The 17,817-nt window shown below is 44.6% G+C and carries 22 protein-coding genes and 1 pseudogene; all 23 read left to right on the forward strand.

Going from position 1 to position 17,817, the window contains the following annotated elements:
* The first annotated feature begins 68 nt into the window (after positions 1-68).
* On the forward strand, positions 69-884 hold the full coding sequence (gene spoIIR / locus GGQ95_RS12730) for a stage II sporulation protein R (RefSeq protein ID WP_183186898.1): 816 nt from the start codon (positions 69-71) through the stop codon (positions 882-884).
* A gap of 190 nt (positions 885-1,074) precedes the next feature.
* A complete protein-coding gene (locus tag GGQ95_RS12735; RefSeq protein ID WP_080862206.1) occupies positions 1,075-2,121 on the forward strand; it encodes an L-threonylcarbamoyladenylate synthase in 1,047 nt (348 codons plus the stop codon).
* A gap of 62 nt (positions 2,122-2,183) precedes the next feature.
* Entirely contained in the window at positions 2,184-2,741 is a 558-nt protein-coding gene (locus tag GGQ95_RS12740; RefSeq protein WP_080862207.1) for a manganese efflux pump MntP, read from the forward strand.
* 316 nt (positions 2,742-3,057) lie between these two features.
* Complete coding sequence (locus GGQ95_RS12745) at positions 3,058-3,492, forward strand: low molecular weight protein arginine phosphatase (protein ID WP_183186899.1); 435 nt, start codon at positions 3,058-3,060, stop codon at positions 3,490-3,492.
* Between the two features lie 26 nt (positions 3,493-3,518).
* Positions 3,519-4,811, forward strand: a complete 1,293-nt coding sequence (locus GGQ95_RS12750; RefSeq protein WP_080862209.1) for a methyl-accepting chemotaxis protein — start codon at positions 3,519-3,521, stop codon at positions 4,809-4,811.
* A gap of 204 nt (positions 4,812-5,015) precedes the next feature.
* Positions 5,016-5,195, forward strand: coding sequence for a hypothetical protein (locus GGQ95_RS12755; RefSeq protein ID WP_066150626.1), 180 nt, complete (start codon positions 5,016-5,018; stop codon positions 5,193-5,195).
* A 63-nt stretch (positions 5,196-5,258) separates the two neighbouring features.
* On the forward strand, positions 5,259-5,705 hold the full coding sequence (gene rpiB, locus GGQ95_RS12760) for a ribose 5-phosphate isomerase B (RefSeq protein ID WP_044741542.1): 447 nt from the start codon (positions 5,259-5,261) through the stop codon (positions 5,703-5,705).
* 17 nt (positions 5,706-5,722) lie between these two features.
* A complete protein-coding gene (locus GGQ95_RS12765; RefSeq protein ID WP_183186900.1) occupies positions 5,723-6,295 on the forward strand; it encodes a TIGR01440 family protein in 573 nt (190 codons plus the stop codon).
* Positions 6,296-6,385: 90 nt separating this feature from the next.
* A complete protein-coding gene (gene glyA, locus GGQ95_RS12770) occupies positions 6,386-7,621 on the forward strand; it encodes a serine hydroxymethyltransferase (protein ID WP_044741544.1) in 1,236 nt (411 codons plus the stop codon).
* Positions 7,622-7,754: 133 nt separating this feature from the next.
* Entirely contained in the window at positions 7,755-8,384 is a 630-nt protein-coding gene (gene upp, locus GGQ95_RS12775) for a uracil phosphoribosyltransferase (protein WP_066150620.1), read from the forward strand.
* A 601-nt stretch (positions 8,385-8,985) separates the two neighbouring features.
* Positions 8,986-9,207, forward strand: a complete 222-nt coding sequence (locus GGQ95_RS12780) for an AtpZ/AtpI family protein (protein ID WP_044741546.1) — start codon at positions 8,986-8,988, stop codon at positions 9,205-9,207.
* 4 nt (positions 9,208-9,211) lie between these two features.
* Positions 9,212-9,568 carry an ATP synthase subunit I gene (locus tag GGQ95_RS12785; protein ID WP_066150614.1) on the forward strand — a complete coding sequence of 119 codons (357 nt, stop codon included), beginning with the start codon at positions 9,212-9,214 and terminating at the stop codon, positions 9,566-9,568.
* Between the two features lie 27 nt (positions 9,569-9,595).
* Complete coding sequence (gene atpB, locus GGQ95_RS12790) at positions 9,596-10,309, forward strand: F0F1 ATP synthase subunit A (RefSeq protein ID WP_066150612.1); 714 nt, start codon at positions 9,596-9,598, stop codon at positions 10,307-10,309.
* A 56-nt stretch (positions 10,310-10,365) separates the two neighbouring features.
* Positions 10,366-10,578 (forward strand): F0F1 ATP synthase subunit C, encoded by a 213-nt coding sequence (atpE, locus tag GGQ95_RS12795; RefSeq protein WP_017436872.1) that lies wholly within the window; start codon positions 10,366-10,368, stop codon positions 10,576-10,578.
* Between the two features lie 137 nt (positions 10,579-10,715).
* The gene (gene atpF, locus GGQ95_RS12800; protein ID WP_066150851.1) at positions 10,716-11,237 is read left to right on the forward strand and encodes a F0F1 ATP synthase subunit B; all 522 of its coding nucleotides are present in this window, start codon (positions 10,716-10,718) and stop codon (positions 11,235-11,237) included.
* The gene (locus tag GGQ95_RS12805) at positions 11,234-11,770 is read left to right on the forward strand and encodes a F0F1 ATP synthase subunit delta (RefSeq protein WP_044741551.1); all 537 of its coding nucleotides are present in this window, start codon (positions 11,234-11,236) and stop codon (positions 11,768-11,770) included. The genes atpF and GGQ95_RS12805 overlap by 4 nt, the downstream gene beginning before the upstream one ends.
* Before the next feature lie 25 nt (positions 11,771-11,795).
* The gene (atpA, locus tag GGQ95_RS12810) at positions 11,796-13,304 is read left to right on the forward strand and encodes a F0F1 ATP synthase subunit alpha (RefSeq protein ID WP_183186901.1); all 1,509 of its coding nucleotides are present in this window, start codon (positions 11,796-11,798) and stop codon (positions 13,302-13,304) included.
* 85 nt (positions 13,305-13,389) lie between these two features.
* The gene (locus GGQ95_RS12815) at positions 13,390-14,244 is read left to right on the forward strand and encodes a F0F1 ATP synthase subunit gamma (RefSeq protein ID WP_159720616.1); all 855 of its coding nucleotides are present in this window, start codon (positions 13,390-13,392) and stop codon (positions 14,242-14,244) included.
* A gap of 61 nt (positions 14,245-14,305) precedes the next feature.
* Positions 14,306-15,727, forward strand: a complete 1,422-nt coding sequence (gene atpD, locus GGQ95_RS12820; protein WP_044741554.1) for a F0F1 ATP synthase subunit beta — start codon at positions 14,306-14,308, stop codon at positions 15,725-15,727.
* 25 nt (positions 15,728-15,752) lie between these two features.
* The gene (locus GGQ95_RS12825) at positions 15,753-16,154 is read left to right on the forward strand and encodes a F0F1 ATP synthase subunit epsilon (RefSeq protein ID WP_044741555.1); all 402 of its coding nucleotides are present in this window, start codon (positions 15,753-15,755) and stop codon (positions 16,152-16,154) included.
* A gap of 386 nt (positions 16,155-16,540) precedes the next feature.
* Entirely contained in the window at positions 16,541-16,909 is a 369-nt protein-coding gene (locus tag GGQ95_RS12830; RefSeq protein WP_044741595.1) for an NADH-quinone oxidoreductase subunit A, read from the forward strand.
* Positions 16,900-17,412: a NuoB/complex I 20 kDa subunit family protein gene (locus tag GGQ95_RS12835; protein WP_080859562.1), complete on the forward strand. Its 513-nt coding sequence runs from the start codon at positions 16,900-16,902 to the stop codon at positions 17,410-17,412. The genes GGQ95_RS12830 and GGQ95_RS12835 overlap by 10 nt, the downstream gene beginning before the upstream one ends.
* 3 nt (positions 17,413-17,415) lie before the next feature.
* A pseudogene (locus tag GGQ95_RS12840) lies at positions 17,416-17,817 on the forward strand (NADH-quinone oxidoreductase subunit C); the annotation flags it as partial.

Below are 17,817 nucleotides of genomic sequence, written 5' to 3' on the forward strand. Positions count from 1 at the left end.
TTAGATTCATAGTTTAAAAATGGATGGCACTGTCCAAAATAGGTTAGTGAAAGGACGGTGCAAATGTAATGAAAAAATTAGCAATTGTATTATATATATTTTTATTGGCAATCGGTGTGTTTGTGAATTTATATGGTCAGCAAACAGAGGCTGGTGAAAATGCGCAAGTGATGATTCCTGACCAGGCGATCCGCTTGCGTATCCTAGCCAACAGCGATTCGGATGAAGATCAAGCGTTGAAACGCAAAGTGCGTGATGCGGTGAATGAACAAATTAACGGCTGGGTCGCTCATTTAACCTCATTCTCTCAGGCTGAACAAGTCATCCGCTTACATTTGCCTGATATTGAAAAAACAGTGGCTGATGTGCTGAAAAAAGAAAAGAGCGATCAAACCTACCATGTTCAATTTGGCAAGGTGCATTTTCCGACTAAGATTTATGGGAACTATATTTATCCGGCAGGGGAATATCAAGCGATTCTTATTACTCTAGGGGAAGGAAAAGGAGCAAATTGGTGGTGTGTGTTGTTTCCGCCGTTATGTTTCCTCGACTTTTCCAATGGCGAAGCCGTGAAAGCAGAAGAGGGAGCCAAAACAGAAATGGCTCCGGCATCAGAAGAAGCAGAAGCTCATAAGAATGAAGAACATGTGAATAAGAAGGTTGTGAACAAGCATCAGCCAGAAAAAGACAATGCCACATTTGTTAAAAAAGAAAAAACAACGAAGGATCATGAGCAAGAAGAAACGGAAAATGCGCCAGCGCTGCAAGCAGCTGGTGCCGGCACGGCTGTGATGTCCTCATCAGACGTTGTCGTCAATGATGACGATGATAAAGTAGAGGTAAAATTTTTCATCAAGGAAATGATCGGAAAAATTTGGCCGTAATCATTTTTGTGGATAAATGCAGAAGTTTGGATTAATAAACAAATAGTTACCCACAGATTTACCCACAGTAAAAATAGATTTATCCACAATGTGTGGATAGAAATAGATGGTTCGCATATGATTTTGCTTGGTTCTTCAAAATTAGCAATAAAATTGAATAGATAATCAACGATGAATGGTGGTGAGAAGCATGGAAACAAAAATTTGGATTGTGGATAAATTTGTGGATAAATACGAACTTTATCCACAAATTTCACAAGCGGCCGAGCTGTTGCGTGCCGGTGAAGTGGTTGCTTTTCCTACTGAAACCGTATATGGATTAGGGGCGAATGCCGCCTCGTCGGCAGCTGTGAAAAAAATTTTTCAAGCGAAAGGACGTCCGAGTGATAATCCATTGATTGTTCACATTGCTGATTATGATCAATTGGGACAGATCGCTGTGGATATTCCTGATGTGGCGCAAACGTTAATCGAGCGGCTATGGCCGGGGCCCCTGACCATGGTTTTGAAAAAGAGAAAAAATGTTGTTTGTGAAGAAGTAACAGCCGGTCTTGCGTCGGTTGCGGTGCGTATGCCGGCCCATCCAGTCGCTCTGGCCTTAATTCGGGAGAGCGGCTTGCCGCTTGCTGCTCCAAGCGCGAATCGGTCAGGAAAACCAAGCCCGACAAGCGCTATGCATGTTTTAGCTGATTTAAATGGAAAAATCGCGGGTATAGTGGATGACGGACCAACGGGAATTGGAGTCGAATCGACGGTATTGGATTGCACGACGGATATCCCCACCATTTTGCGTCCGGGAGGTGTTACCAAAGAGGAGCTAGAGCACCTTATCGGACGTGTTCATGTGGATGCGGCGTTATTGAATGAAAAGGAGAAGCCAAAGGCGCCGGGAATGAAATATACACATTATGCACCGCGAGCGCCGTTGACGATTGTGGAAGGCACTTCAGCATTTTTGCAGCAGCTTGTTGATGAACAGCGCGCGCTCGGTAAAAAAGTGGGAGTGTTAACGACCGAAGAGCGGCAATTGACTTACAGAGCAGATGCTGTGATCTCCTGTGGGAAGCGGTCAGATTTATATACAGTCGCTCGCCATTTATATGATGCGCTTCGGGCGTTCGATGAAGCTGAGGTGGACATGATCTATAGCGAATGTTTTCCTGATCATGGCATTGGTACAGCTATTATGAATCGCTTAAAAAAGGCGGCGGGATATCGGGTTCTTTATGAAAAATAACCAGTCTAAACCTCCTCGGACTTGCATATGTTACCAATAGGCAAGTCCGGGGAGGGTGGGAGATGAAGGAATTAGTTGGTGAACTGGTGACATTGTGCATGATGGCATTTGCATTGGGCATGGACGCATTTTCGATTGGATTGGGAATGGGTTTTTTTCGTTTGCGTGTTAAGCAAATGTTTCATATAGGATTTACCATCGGTCTCTTTCACGTGCTAATGCCGATGCTAGGAATGTTTGTGGGGCGTCTTCTGTCTGAGCAATTTGGAGCGATTGCCACTTATGTCGGCGGCGGACTCCTGCTTATACTAGGCTTGCAAATGATTGTCACTTCCTTAAAGCGAGAAAGTGATCCGCTGATTTCGCCGGTCGGGATAGGTTTAGTTTTTTTTGCCTTGAGCGTCAGCCTCGACAGCTTTTCGGTCGGTCTGAGTCTCGGTATTTACGGAGCCCGCACGCTATTAACGATTCTGCTGTTTGGTTTTTTTAGCATGGTTCTTACATGGCTTGGCTTATTGCTGGGAAGCCGCTTTCAGCGCTGGCTTGGCATTTATGGGGAATTGTTGGGCGGCAGCATTCTGCTAGTATTCGGTTTAAAGCTGATGATTCCCTTTGGATAAGGCCGCTATATGGGGATGTAACTTCATGCCTTAGCATGTACATAATGGAGTTTGGGCCGCTTTTCACGGTCAAATGAGCGAAAAACGCCGCTTTACAGAACCATGGATGGATCTGAAAGCGGCGTTTTTTGGACTTTTGTCATTTGTTTGCGGGGCCGGGATCTGCCAGCAGACTCACCTTCGTCTGCTGATGGTCTGGAGACGATTCGTTCCATTCTCCTATATTTATAGAGTAGCAATCTTTTTTGCACTATACTTTAGAAAAAGAATTCTATTATAATAATGCTATACAGGCCTTACCAACGAGGAGGGTATTATGTCGATTCATGTACTTTTTGTCTGTACGGGGAATACGTGCCGAAGTCCAATGGCTGAAGCTCTATTAAGGAACAAGCGACTGCCGGATGTCCAAGTGAAATCCGCAGGCTTATTTGCTATGGAAGGGAGCGACGCCTCTGACTATGCGAAATTGGTATTAACAGAAAAAGGAATTGATATGGCTCATTGTTCTTCGTTTCTAAAAAAAGAAGATGTGGACTGGGCTACGTATATTTTTACCATGACAACGGGACACAAACAGCAGCTGGTGGAACGATTTCCGGAGGCAAAGGACAAAATCTTTACAATGAAGGAATTTGTTTTAGGACAAGAAGGGGATGTAGTCGATCCGTTCGGGGGCTCTGTTGAAGTTTATCGCCGGACGAGAGAGGAGCTGGATCAATTGATCGAGCAGCTCATTCAAAAGCTATAATGGGATATTTGAGGGGGATATAGGCCATGAGTGAGAAAAAGAAATACGGGTTTAGCCTGCGATTAAAGCTTGTTGTGTTTACGACCGTTTTGGCCGTTATTACGTATTCTACAAGCGCGTTCTTTATTTATGTACTTTATGATCTGATGTTTAGTACGTTTGATAAGAGTTTGTTTACGATTGTGATCCTATTGCTCGGTATTTTCTGGTCAGGACTTTTGGCGTATATCGCTTCAGGTTTTATTACGCGTCCGCTGCATCAGTTAGAGCAGGCGGCGATTAAAGCAGCAAATGGAAAAATTGATGAAGATGTGCCGCTAGCTAAATCGGATGACGAGATACGGGCATTGGGAGTCGCTTTTAATGAAATGTTAAGAAATTTGCGAATGATGGTCCGCAATATTGAAGAAAACTTTGCCCATACAAACGAAAAGGTAGTCGAAATTACCGATGCCTCAAGCGTGGCAGTCGAGCGCTCAGAAAGCATAGCCCGAACGATTGAGGAAATTTCCAAAGGGGCGACCGACTCGGCTGTTTCGATGCAGACAACCGCCGAATCCGTGGAAGATGTGTTGAAGATCGCCAATGAAGTTCAGCAAAAAGCAAAGCAATCAGAGCAATTGGCCGTTGATATGGTCGACACGCTTCATAAGAGCAAAGAAGTCATTGATTCACTTGTAACAGGCATTCAACATTTAGCCCAAAATAATCAGGCTTCGTTAAATGCGGTACGGCGCCTTGAGCAGCATGCCAAAAAAGTCGAGAATATCATTTTGCTTGTTGGTGATATTGCGGGTCAAACGAATTTATTAGCTTTAAATGCTTCCATTGAGGCGGCGCGTGCTGGCGAACATGGAAAGGGCTTCGCTGTGGTTGCGGAAGAGGTGCGGAAGCTGGCTGATGAAAGCGCGCGGGCCGTGCAGGGCATTTCTGAGCTAATCAAAAATATTCAAAAAGAAGTCGTTCACGTGGTCGCGCAAATTGATGAGCAGGTGACCGCTGCCAATGAAGAAGCTGCAAAAGGAAACGATACAAATGAAGCGATTATGAAGATGACTCATTCGATTCATGAAGTGGCTAATTCCGTTCATCAAATTGCGGAATTGGTGAAGGAACAAATGCGGCATATTGAAAAAACGTCCATCCAATCTCAGGAGGTAGCAGCGATTGCTGAAGAAACATCAGCCGGAGCGCTTGAAGTGACGGCTGCCACACAGGAACAAGCCGCAATGATTAACCATGTGAATGAGCTTGTCAGCCAGTTAGCGGAGCAAGCGCAAAAATTAAAAAATACGATTGATCGTTTTTGTGCAAGATAAGTGAATGGATGAGAAGAATATCAAATGGGTCGTCCGTATGAACGGATCCGTCTGCTTGACAGACGGCGCTTATCGTTCGGGAACAGAAAGAGAAAGGCAGCAAAGCCGATGGAGGGCCCATGCCTTTTAAGCGGCATCCATATAGACTTCTTATGATGCCCTGTGTTTTAGGATGGAAATTTGTTTCGTAAAAGAGCATAATAAGTGTTAAAAGCGGTAGACAAAGTCCACTTTGACTTTGTCTACCGTCATTTTGAGCATCAGCCGGTCTTGAAAACGCCTCACAGACAAGGAGCGAAACCGCCCATCGAACAAAAAACATTCATGGGTGGACGAGCAAGGCTGGCGACATACGATGACAGCGTTTGTCAACAGCCTGAATAAGTTAATGAAAAAGTCGCTTTTTATCGTTACAATGGAAGGAAAGAGAAAAAGGAGGAAAACAACATGAAAGTAGCCATTGCGTCTGACCACGGCGGAGTAGCCATTCGCCAAGAAATTAAAAAGCTTATGGAGGAAATGGAAATCGAATATATCGATTTGGGATGCGAATGCGGCAGTTCTGTCGATTATCCCGATTATGCCATTCCGGTGGCTGAAAAGGTGGCGAGCGGCGAAGTCGATCGCGGTATTTTAATTTGTGGAACAGGAATCGGGATGTCGATTGCCGCCAATAAAGTAAAAGGAGTGCGGTGCGCCCTTGTTCACGACGTATATAGCGCGAAAATGACGCGAGAACATAACGACAGCAACATATTAGCAATGGGAGAACGGGTCATCGGGCCAGGTTTGGCGAGGGAGATTGCGAAAGTATGGCTGACAACAGAATTCGCAGGAGGCCGCCATGCGAATCGCGTGAATAAAATCCATCAATATGAGCAGACACATCTGTAACGAGGAGGAGACGGATCATGCTTTCACAATGGAAGCAGCAATGGCAAGCGATTTTGAGCGAATTTCGCCAGCAAGTTCCTCTCTCTTCTGAGCATCTCCTTGTCATTGGCTGCAGCACGAGTGAAGTAATTGGGCAAAAAATTGGAACAGCAGGCACAAAAGAAGTAGCGGAAATGATTTTTGCTGAATTGCAACAATGGCGCGCTCAATCAGGAATCCAGCTTGCTTTTCAATGCTGCGAGCATTTAAATCGCGCGCTCGTTGTTGAACGAGAAACCGCATTGGCTAAAAGTTTGGAAATTGTCTCCGTTGTTCCGGTCGCTTCGGCCGGGGGAGCGATGGCGGAATATGCGTACAATCATATGAAGGATCCAGTCGTTGTCGAATTTATTAAAGCGGATGCCGGCATCGACATTGGCGATACATTCATCGGCATGCATTTAAAGCATGTCGCTGTTCCCGTCCGTACTTCCATTCGTGAAATTGGTCGTGCTCATGTGACATTGGCGAAGACAAGACCGAAATTAATCGGTGGAGATCGGGCGGTCTATTTCAAGGAAAACACGAATGCTTCATATCAATCTTGTTGATTTTGTTCATTTTTTCTTTGAATCCTTTCCTAAAATGCTGTTAAAATAGAGGGGAATATTCCGATATCTCGAAAAAAGGAGGAGCTTGTGATGAACCACTTGCCACAACAAGATCCACAAGTATTTCAAGCGATTCAAGATGAATTAAAAAGACAACAAACAAAAATTGAGCTGATTGCGTCTGAAAATTTTGTCAGTCCCGCTGTAATGGAAGCGCAAGGATCGGTATTAACCAATAAATATGCAGAGGGATATCCGGGCCGCCGTTATTATGGAGGCTGCGAATATGTTGATGTTGTCGAGGATTTAGCGCGTGAACGGGCAAAACAATTATTTGGTGCCGAGCATGCGAACGTTCAGCCTCATTCCGGTGCGCAAGCGAACATGGCGGTATATTTCACCGTATTAAATCACGGAGATACGGTTTTAGGTATGAATTTATCCCATGGGGGACATTTGACGCACGGAAGTCCAGTGAATTTTAGCGGAATTCAATACAACTTTGTTGAATATGGAGTAGACCCGGAAACTCACCGAATCAACTATGACGACGTGTTGGAAAAAGCGCGCTTACATAAGCCAAAGCTCATCGTAGCCGGTGCCAGCGCCTATCCGCGCGAGATTGACTTTGCGCGATTCCGTGAAATTGCTGATGAAGTCGGAGCGTATTTGATGGTCGACATGGCTCATATCGCGGGTCTTGTTGCGGCAGGTCTTCATCCCAATCCTGTTCCTTATGCTCATTTCGTAACAACGACAACGCATAAAACGTTGCGCGGGCCACGCGGCGGTATGATCCTTTGCAAAGAAGAATTTGCTAAGCAAATCGATAAAGCGATTTTCCCTGGCATTCAAGGTGGACCATTAATGCATGTTATTGCTGCAAAGGCTGTCGCATTAGGCGAGGCGTTGAATGATAGCTTTAAGGAATATGCCCAAAACATTATCAACAACGCTTCACGTTTGGCAGAAGCGTTAGTAAAGGAAGGATTCACGCTTGTATCAGGAGGAACGGACAATCATCTTTTACTCGTTGATTTGCGTTCGCTTGGATTAACAGGAAAAGTCGCCGAGAAAGTTCTTGATGAAATCGGCATTACCGTCAATAAAAATACGATTCCATACGATCCGGAGAGCCCATTTGTCACAAGCGGCATCCGCATCGGCACAGCAGCTGTTACAAGCCGCGGCTTTGGCCTTGCTGAAATGGATGAAATTGCAAGCATTATTGCCCTTGCCCTTAAAAATGTGGATAATGAAGAAAAGCAAGCAGAAGCACGCGAGCGTGTAGCTGCATTAACTGAAAAATTTCCGCTTTATGCATAGTCTCATTCATGCCTCGTATCTTTTTCAAAGATACGAGGCAATTTTTTAATCATTCATGACTGTTATTGAACAGATGTCATTTTTTCGGTAAAATATAAAGAAGTGCAACATGAAGAAAAGAGGAGAAGAGACTATGGGCAAAGTATACGTATTTGATCACCCCCTTATTCAACATAAACTTACATATATCCGGGACAAGCAAACAGGTACAAAGGAGTTTCGTGAATTAGTCGAAGAAGTAGCGACATTGATGGCTTTTGAAATTACACGCGATCTTCCGCTGGAGGAAGTGGAAATCGAAACGCCGGTCAGCAGAGCGAAATCCAAAGTTATTTCCGGGAAAAAGTTGGGGATTATCCCAATTTTGCGCGCGGGAATTGGCATGGTGGATGGCATTTTAAAGCTAATCCCAGCTGCAAAGGTCGGCCATATTGGGCTGTATCGTGATCCAGAAACATTAAAGCCGGTCGAGTATTATGTCAAGCTTCCGACAGACGTAGAAGAGCGCGATTTTATTGTCGTGGATCCGATGCTGGCAACAGGCGGCTCAGCCGTTGAAGCCATTCATTCATTAAAAAAGCGCGGAGCGAAACACATTAAGTTCATGTGTTTAATCGCTGCTCCTGAAGGGGTAGAGGCGGTCAAAAAGGCGCATCCGGATGTTGATATTTACATTGCCGCACTTGATGAAAAATTAAATGATCACGGCTATATTGTTCCAGGGCTTGGAGATGCAGGAGACCGACTATTTGGAACGAAATAGTATATTTTGTTAAACGCTGAGCATGCTAACATGGATGCTTGGCGTTTTTTCATATGAAGCAAAAGTGACGCGGGAATTGCTCTACTTTTATAAACGAATTTTCGATTTAGTTGGCTTCAATGCTCGTTTATCTAGGGGAATACAATGAAAAGAGCGGCCGTATAGCCGATTGAAAAGTAGAATCCTCATTTTTTTAAGGTCGGAGGCAAGCGGCCATCCAGATGATTTGTCGCTTTTTCCTATGAGGGGATTCCTTCCATCACCAAGTTTAATATGGAAGAAGGGTCTCATCGCTTTTGCAAGAAATGCATTTTTCGCAATGGTTTTAGAGGAACGACAAACCCTCAGATTCCGCGTGAAAAGGGAGCAGGTTCGCAGAAATGAAGGAAAAATTTGATAGTGAAAAATATAAACATTATATTATACAATAACAATATGAAAAATAAATGAGGAAATGTCACAAAATATTAATAATTTATTTGAATTTATTGGCTAAACACGTTGACATTGGACGATGCCTATTGTATGCTTACAGGGGATATAATGATAAGGTTTTCACGAGGTTTATCTACAAAAACTTTTACCATAAGGATGTATGTGTATGCGTCCAAAACAGCGCCATCCCCTTCAAGCGATCGGTCTCATGTCCGGGATCGTATCCCAGCTAGTTGGTTCGATTTTGATAGGGATTTTTGGCGGGAAATGGATTGACGAAAAGCTTGGCACGGAGCCCATCTTTCTTGTTGTAGGGCTTCTGATTGGTCTTGCGGCAGGCATATATGCGATGTTTCGCTTGATTCGTCAATATTTCCCAGAGGAGTAAAGGCATGCAGCAAATGTTCTTAAGACAGCAAAAATACATATTTTATCTATTGTCTCTTTACACGCTAGGCTGGGGCTTTACAAGCTATAAAACCGTTTTCTTAAGCTTGATTTTAGGAACGGTGATCAGTCTGTTTTTGTTGTGGAGTCTAGTCCGGAAAGTCGAAAAATTCGGACGAGCGGTCGCTCAAGGCAAAAAAGCCCGCTCGCTCGGAACGTTTTCGCGCTTAGCGGCCGCTGTCTTGGCTGCGGCGATTGCCATCGAATATCCGCAATATTTCTCCATCATTCCTGTTACGATAGGATTAATGACATCCTATACTGTCATTATAATAGATTTTCTTTTGCACAAAAATAAATAACATAAATGGAAAGAGAGGTGAAAAAAGTTGGAACATAAAGCACCGATTGTTGAATGGTTGGGACTGACATTTAATTTGTCCAACATCTTAATGACGACCATTACAAGTCTCATTGTGTTTATTATTGCTATTGCTGCAACAAGATCTCTTCAGCTTCGCCCTCGGGGAATGCAAAATTTCTTGGAGTGGGTGTTTGATTTTGTGAGGGGAATCATTAACAGTACTATGGACTGGCAAACGGGCGGCCGCTTCTTAACATTAGGTGTTACGCTCATTATGTACATCTTTGTAGCGAATATGCTCGGTCTGCCGTTTTCTGTCCGTTTCGGAGATACGCTTTGGTGGAAGTCTCCAACTGCCGATCCAACCATTACGTTGACTCTTGCAGTCATGATCGTCGGCCTCACGCATTATTATGGCGTAAAGCTTAAAGGTGTTCAAGAATATGGTCGTGATTACTTGCGGCCAATGGCCTTTCTATTCCCGTTGAAAATTATTGAGGAATTCTCTAATACTTTAACATTGGGCTTGCGTCTTTACGGTAACATTTTTGCCGGAGAGATTTTGCTGGGGCTGTTGGCGGGGCTTGCCACAAACGGCGGCGTGTTTGGCGCGCTTGGCGCTGCCATTCCGATGATGGTTTGGCAAGCATTCAGTATTTTCGTAGGCTGTATTCAAGCATTTATCTTTACTATGTTAACAATGGTTTATATGGCACATAAGGTGAGCCAAGACCATTAATGATAAACTTTTATCCAAAAAAATTATATGACATAAATAGAAGGAGGATATTTAACATGAATTTAATTGCAGCTGCTATTGCAGTAGGTTTGGCAGCACTTGGTGCTGGTATTGGTAACGGTTTAATCGTAGGTCGTACAGTGGAAGGAATCGCTCGTCAGCCGGAATTGCGTCCTGTACTTCAAACAACGATGTTCATCGGGGTAGCGTTAGTCGAAGCGTTACCGATTATCGGCGTAGTTATCTCATTCATCGTTATGAACAGATAATCAATATTTCCTTATGTGATGGCGAAGTTCGTGCAGACGATCACCTTCGCCATTCCTTTATGTACATTACATGTAAACCCTGCCATTTTATGAAAAAGTTTAGCGGCTGAAGGGAGTGAAAAGCGGTGTTAATAAGCATGAACATGTTTTTATTGGGTGCTGCTGAGCATCATACAGGACTCAACACAGGTGATATCATTTTCCAATTGCTTATCTTTGTCATCTTATTAGCATTGCTCCGGAAATTTGCGTTTGGTCCATTAATGGGCATTATGAAACAACGCGAAGAGCATATTGCTAATGAAATTGAACAAGCAGAAAAACACCATCAAGAGGCGAAAAAGCTTGCGGAAGAGCAGCGGGCATTTATGAAGCAATCGCGTCAGGAAGCGCAAGCATTAATTGAAAATGCTCGCAAGCTTGGCGAAGAGCAAAAAGAGCAAATTATCGCAGCGGCTCGTGAGGAAGCCGAGCGTTTAAAAGAAGCGGCGAAAAAAGAAATCGAGCGCGAAAAAGAGCAGGCGGTTGCTGCGTTGCGTGAGCAAGTGGCATCTTTATCTGTATTGATTGCATCAAAAGTCATTGAAAAAGAATTAAGCGAGCAAGATCAAGCGAAGCTGATCAATGAATATATCCAAGAGGTAGGAGAAGGGCGATGAGCAAAGAAGTCGTAGCAAAGCGTTATGCGTTAGCTCTTTTTCAAATCGCCAATGAACAGCAGCTCCTTGATCAGTTTGAAGAAGAAATCCGTGTGATTCAGCAAGTGTTTGCTGCACAGCCGGAATTTCTGTCCGTATTGACTCATCCGAAGCTCTCGATAGACAAGAAAAAGGCATTAATCAAAGAAGTGTTTGCTACACTGTCAACGCCTTTGCAAAATACGCTTCAGTTGCTGCTTGATCGCCATCGTATCGACATTGTCGAGTCACTGGCGGATGAATTTATTGCACTTGCAAATGAAGCGCGCGGCGCGGAAGAAGCAACGGTATATTCTGTCCGACCGCTAACGGAAGATGAGAAACAGGCGCTTTCGCAAGTATTTGCAGCGAAGGTGGGCAAAGCAACCCTTCACATTCAAAACATCATTGATCCAAGCTTAATTGGCGGTGTGAAGCTGCGTATCGGCAATCGCATTTATGACGGAAGCGTCAGCGGAAAATTAGAACGACTTCAACGTCAGCTTATTGGCTAAAGATTTATAGATAGGGGTGAAATGCATGAGCATCAGAGCTGAAGAAATTAGCGCGCTGATAAAAAAGCAAATTGAAAGCTATCAGTCTGAAATCAAAGTGAGCGATGTAGGTACAGTAATCCAAGTTGGTGACGGTATCGCGCGCGCACATGGCCTTGACAATGTCATGTCAGGGGAGCTCGTTGAATTTGCAAATGGTGTCATGGGAATGGCACTGAACCTTGAAGAAAACAATGTTGGTATCGTTATCTTAGGTCCGTATACAGATATTAAAGAAGGCGATGAAGTTCGTCGGACAGGCCGTATTATGGAGGTTCCTGTTGGTGAAGCATTGATCGGCCGTGTCGTCAACCCATTAGGACAGCCGGTAGACGGATTAGGACCGATTGCAACAACGGAGACTCGTCCAATCGAAAGCCCGGCACCTGGGGTTATGGATCGTAAATCAGTACATGAGCCATTACAAACAGGTATTAAAGCGATTGACGCACTTGTTCCAATCGGCCGCGGTCAGCGCGAGTTAATTATCGGAGACCGTCAAACAGGTAAAACAGCGGTTGCGATCGATACGATTCTGAACCAAAAAGACCAAAACATGATTTGTATCTATGTAGCAATCGGACAAAAAGAATCAACGGTTCGTAACGTTGTTGAAACATTGCGCAAGCATGGCGCGTTAGAGTACACAATCGTTGTCACTGCTTCTGCTTCGCAACCGGCTCCATTGCTATTCCTAGCTCCATACGCTGGGGTATCAATGGGAGAATACTTCATGTATAAAGGAAAGCATGTGCTTGTCGTATATGATGATTTATCGAAGCAAGCGGCCGCTTACCGTGAGCTTTCCCTATTATTGCGCCGTCCTCCAGGCCGTGAAGCGTATCCAGGGGACGTATTCTACTTGCATTCTCGCCTTTTAGAGCGTGCGGCGAAATTAAGCGATGCAAAAGGAGCAGGATCTTTGACTGCATTGCCGTTCGTTGAAACACAAGCAGGGGACATTTCTGCCTATATTCCGACGAACGTTATCTCAATCACAGACGGACAAATTTTCTTGCAATCTGACTTATTCTTCTCTGGTGTGCGTCCGGCAATCAACGCGGGTCTTTCCGTTTCTCGCGTAGGTGGTTCTGCGCAAATTAAAGCGATGAAAAAAGTAGCGGGTACGCTTCGTCTTGACTTAGCTGCGTATCGTGAGCTTGAAGCATTCGCGCAATTCGGTTCAGACCTCGACAAAGCGACACAAGCAAAGCTTGCTCGTGGTGCGCGCACAGTTGAAGTGTTAAAGCAAGGGTTGCACGAACCGCTTCCAGTAGAAAAACAAGTGGCTATCATTTACGCATTAACACGCGGATTCTTAGATGATATTCCGGTTGAAGATATTCGTCGTTTTGAGAAAGAATTCTTTACATGGCTTGATCAAAACGGCCAGCACATTCTTGATCATATTCGCACGACAAAAGATCTTCCAAGCGAAGAAGATCTCAACAAAGCGATCGAAGATTTCAAGAAAACATTTGTTGTTTCTGAATAAAAGGCGGCAGGAGCAGAAGGGGCGTGAAGCCTTCTGTTCCTTGTCTCTATCAATAGATTCAGCGCAAAAAAGGTGGTGAAAACCTTTGGCATCATTACGCGATATTAAAACGCGAATCAACTCGACGAAGAAAACAAGCCAAATTACAAAGGCGATGGAGATGGTTTCCGCTTCAAAACTGCATCGCGCTGAAACCAATGCGAAATCGTTTGTTCCTTATATGGAAAAAATTCAAGAGGTTGTCGCAAACATTTCATTAGGCAGTTCAGTCAATCACCCGATGCTAGTGAAACGTCCTGTCAAAAAGACGGGCTATTTGGTTATTACATCTGATCGCGGATTAGCTGGTGCATACAATAGCAACATTCTTCGAGCGGTTTATCAAACCATTCAGGAGCGTCATAAATCGACAGATGAATATGCGATCATTGCCATTGGCCGTATGGGCTTGAACTTTTTCCAAAAGCGCAATATCCCGGTTGTTTTAAACATTACCGGATTGCCAGATCAGCCATCATTTGCTGATATAAAGCGAATTGCCAGCCAAACAGTAGGCATGTTTGCTGACGGTACGTTTGACGAGCTATATATGTATTACAACCATTTCGTAAGCGCGATTCAACAAGATGTAACGGAAAGAAAGCTTTTGCCGCTTACGGATTTAGTGGCTGAGAAAAAACGAACATCTTATGAATTTGAGCCGTCACAAGAAGAAATTTTGGAAGTGCTTTTGCCGCAATATGCCGAAAGTTTGATCTATGGGGCATTGTTAGATGCCAAAGCAAGTGAGCATGCGGCGCGCATGACGGCAATGAAAAATGCGACTGATAATGCAAAAGAACTTATTCGTACGCTTACACTTTCATATAACCGTGCCCGTCAGGCAGCGATTACGCAAGAAATTACGGAAATCGTGGCAGGAGCTAATGCGCTGCAATAACCAGCTGCGTCGGTGCATGCGTCAGAGAGACGTTCAAGTAGCAAGTTAGGAGGGAAAACGGATGACAAAAGGACGCGTTCTTCAAATTATGGGTCCAGTTGTAGACGTAAAGTTCGAAAGCGGACATCTTCCTGCGATTTACAACGCCCTTAAAATCCAACATAAAGCGCGCAACGAAAATGAAGTCGATATTGACTTAACATTAGAAGTGGCCCTTCACCTTGGCGACGATACTGTTCGTACGATTGCGATGGCTTCTACGGACGGTCTCATTCGTGGCATGGAAGTCATTGACACAGGGGCGCCAATTTCCGTGCCTGTCGGTGATGTGACACTTGGCCGCGTATTCAACGTATTGGGAGAGCCAATTGATTTAGATGGAGAAATTCCGGCGGATGCACGTCGCGATTCCATTCATAAACAAGCACCAAAATTTGAACAGCTTTCCACTCAAGTAGAAATCCTTGAAACAGGAATTAAAGTTGTCGATCTTCTTGCACCATACATCAAAGGTGGAAAAATCGGTCTGTTCGGTGGTGCCGGTGTAGGTAAAACGGTATTAATCCAAGAGCTTATCAACAACATCGCTCAAGAGCACGGTGGTATCTCGGTATTCGCGGGCGTCGGTGAGCGTACTCGTGAAGGTAACGACCTTTATCATGAAATGAAGGATTCCGGCGTTATTAACAAAACGGCGATGGTGTTCGGACAAATGAACGAGCCGCCTGGTGCGCGTATGCGCGTAGCATTGACAGGTTTGACAATGGCGGAATATTTCCGTGACGAGCAAGGGCAAGACGTGTTGTTCTTCATTGATAACATTTTCCGTTTCACGCAAGCGGGTTCCGAGGTTTCGGCGCTATTAGGACGCATGCCGTCTGCGGTAGGTTATCAGCCAACGCTTGCGACAGAGATGGGCCAATTACAAGAGCGAATTACATCAACTGCTGTTGGTTCAGTAACATCGATTCAAGCGATTTACGTACCAGCGGACGACTATACAGACCCAGCTCCAGCAACCACGTTCGCACACTTAGATGCGACAACGAACTTGGAGCGTAAATTGTCTGAGATGGGGATTTATCCTGCGGTAGACCCGCTTGCTTCGACATCTCGCGCGCTTTCGCCAGAAATCGTTGGTGAAGAGCACTATCAAGTGGCACGTAAAGTGCAACAAACGTTGCAGCGCTACAAAGAATTGCAAGATATTATCGCCATTCTTGGTATGGACGAGCTTTCTGACGAGGATAAACTTGTGGTTCAGCGCGCTCGCCGTATTCAATTCTTCTTATCGCAAAACTTCCACGTTGCGGAGCAATTTACAGGTCAGCCAGGTTCTTACGTGCCTGTAAAAGAAACCGTTCGCGGTTTCAAAGAAATTTTGGAAGGAAAATACGACCATCTTCCAGAAGATGCGTTCCGTCTTGTAGGCCGCATTGAGGAAGTAGTGGAAAAAGCGAAACAAATGGGCGTAGAAGTCTAATTTAGGGACATAGGAGGCTTTTGTGATGAAGACGATTAAAGTCAATGTAGTTACTCCTGATGGCCCGGTGTATGAAGCGGACGTTGAAATGGTCAGCACGAAGGCAAAAAGCGGAGAGCTCGGCATTCTGCCGGGGCACATTCCGCTTGTTGCTCCGCTTGAGATCGGTTCAATACGCTTAAAAAAAGACGGAAAAACAGAACTTATCGCAGTCAGCGGCGGCTTTCTAGAAGTTCGTCCCGACAAAGTAACCGTGCTCGCGCAAGCAGCAGAAAAAGCGGAAGACATTGATGTAGTTCGCGCACAAGCAGCAAAAGAACGGGCAGAAAGACGTTTGGAGGCCAAACAGGATCATATTGACTTCAAACGCGCCGAGCTTGCTTTAAGACGAGCGATCAATCGGTTAGAGATAGCTGGAAAACGTTAAAGGCAGGGGAGTTCCCTGCCTTTAGGCTGTAGACAAAGCCAACGTTGGCTTTGTCTACAAACATTTTATCCATCATTCATTCAAGGTTGAAAACGCTTGGCAGGCAAAGAATGAAACCGAGTGAAGATGCAAAATCGAACCAAAACATTCATGAGCGGATGAGCGAGTTCAGTAACGCGAAATGAAAGCGTTTGCGAAAGTTTGGACAGGAGATTTTCTCCTGTTTTTATTTATTTGAAAAATAAAAATATTTATTATTGGCAAGACTGGGCGGTCTGTCGACACTTCTGGATATAAATGTTATAATGATAACGATTACAAATTTTCATTTTTTTATATTTTTGTTCAATTGTTATTTATCAGAAAAAAAGGAGGCGAATGAAGCATTGCTCAATGTCTATTTGAATAATTATTTAATCGTCTTTGTGTTTTTATGTCTTGGAATTTTGCTCCCAATGGTTGCTTTGACCGCAGGGCGAATTTTGCGTCCCCATGCTCCTAACGATGCAAAACAGACTACTTATGAGAGTGGAATTGAACCCTTTCACGATTCGCATATTCAATTTAATGTACGCTACTACATTTTTGCTCTGTTGTTTGTCATTTTTGATGTAGAAACGGTATTTTTGTATCCTTGGGCTGTTGCTTACAATCGCCTTGGTTTATTTGCGTTGATTGAAATGCTTATTTTTGTAGCCATGCTTGTGATTGGACTTGCATATGCTTGGAAGAAGAAGGTGTTAAAATGGACATAAAATTGTTAAATGTTCCAGAAGAGGAAATGGAAGAATTAAGACGAAATGTTTTTTTAACAACCCTTGAGCAATTGAAGGCTTGGGCGCGCAGCAATTCGCTATGGCCTCTAACCTTTGGGCTCGCTTGCTGTGCCATCGAGATGATGGGAGTAGGATCCTCCCATTACGATTTGGATCGATTTGGCTCCTTTTTCCGTACGTCTCCCCGCCAATCTGACGTCATGATTGTATCGGGAACCGTAACGAAAAAGATGGCGCCGATCGTTCGCCGCTTATATGACCAAATGCCGGAACCGAAATGGGTGATCGCCATGGGGTCCTGTGCGACGGCGGGCGGTCCTTATGTCAAATCCTACTGTGTAGTGAAAGGCGTGGATCAGATTGTTCCGGTAGATGTGTATATCCCGGGCTGTCCACCAAATCCGGCCGCATTAATTTACGGAATTAATAAATTAAAAGAAAAGATTCGCTACGAAGCAAAGATGGGGAAGAAGGTGCTGTAATAGATGAGCGATGAGAAAGATTTACAGCAGCTTAAAAAGGAAGCAGCGGAACGGGCCAAACGATTGGCGCGTGAACGGATGGCAGCAAAGGAGCAAGCGGAGAAAACATCTAAAGAAGATACAGCAGAGCTTCCCTTAGAAAAGCTTCCATCACATGAGGAAGAAGGCAAGCCTATATCTGAAGAAAGAGACGCCTTAGAGCTAGCGAAGCAAAAGGCGGCGGCAGCGGCAAAGGCGAAAGCGGCGGCGTTGGCGAAACAAAAGGCACAAGAGCCGTCATCGGAAGTGCCAGGGGGAGACGCCCTAGAGCTAGCGAAGCAAAAGGCGGCGGCAGCGGCAAAGGCGAAAGCGGCGGCGTTGGCGAAACAAAAGGCACAAGAGCCGTCATCGGAAGTGCCAGGGGGA

The sequence above is a fragment of the Anoxybacteroides rupiense genome (genome assembly GCF_014196195.1).
Lineage (GTDB): Bacteria > Bacillota > Bacilli > Bacillales > Anoxybacillaceae > Anoxybacteroides > Anoxybacteroides rupiense.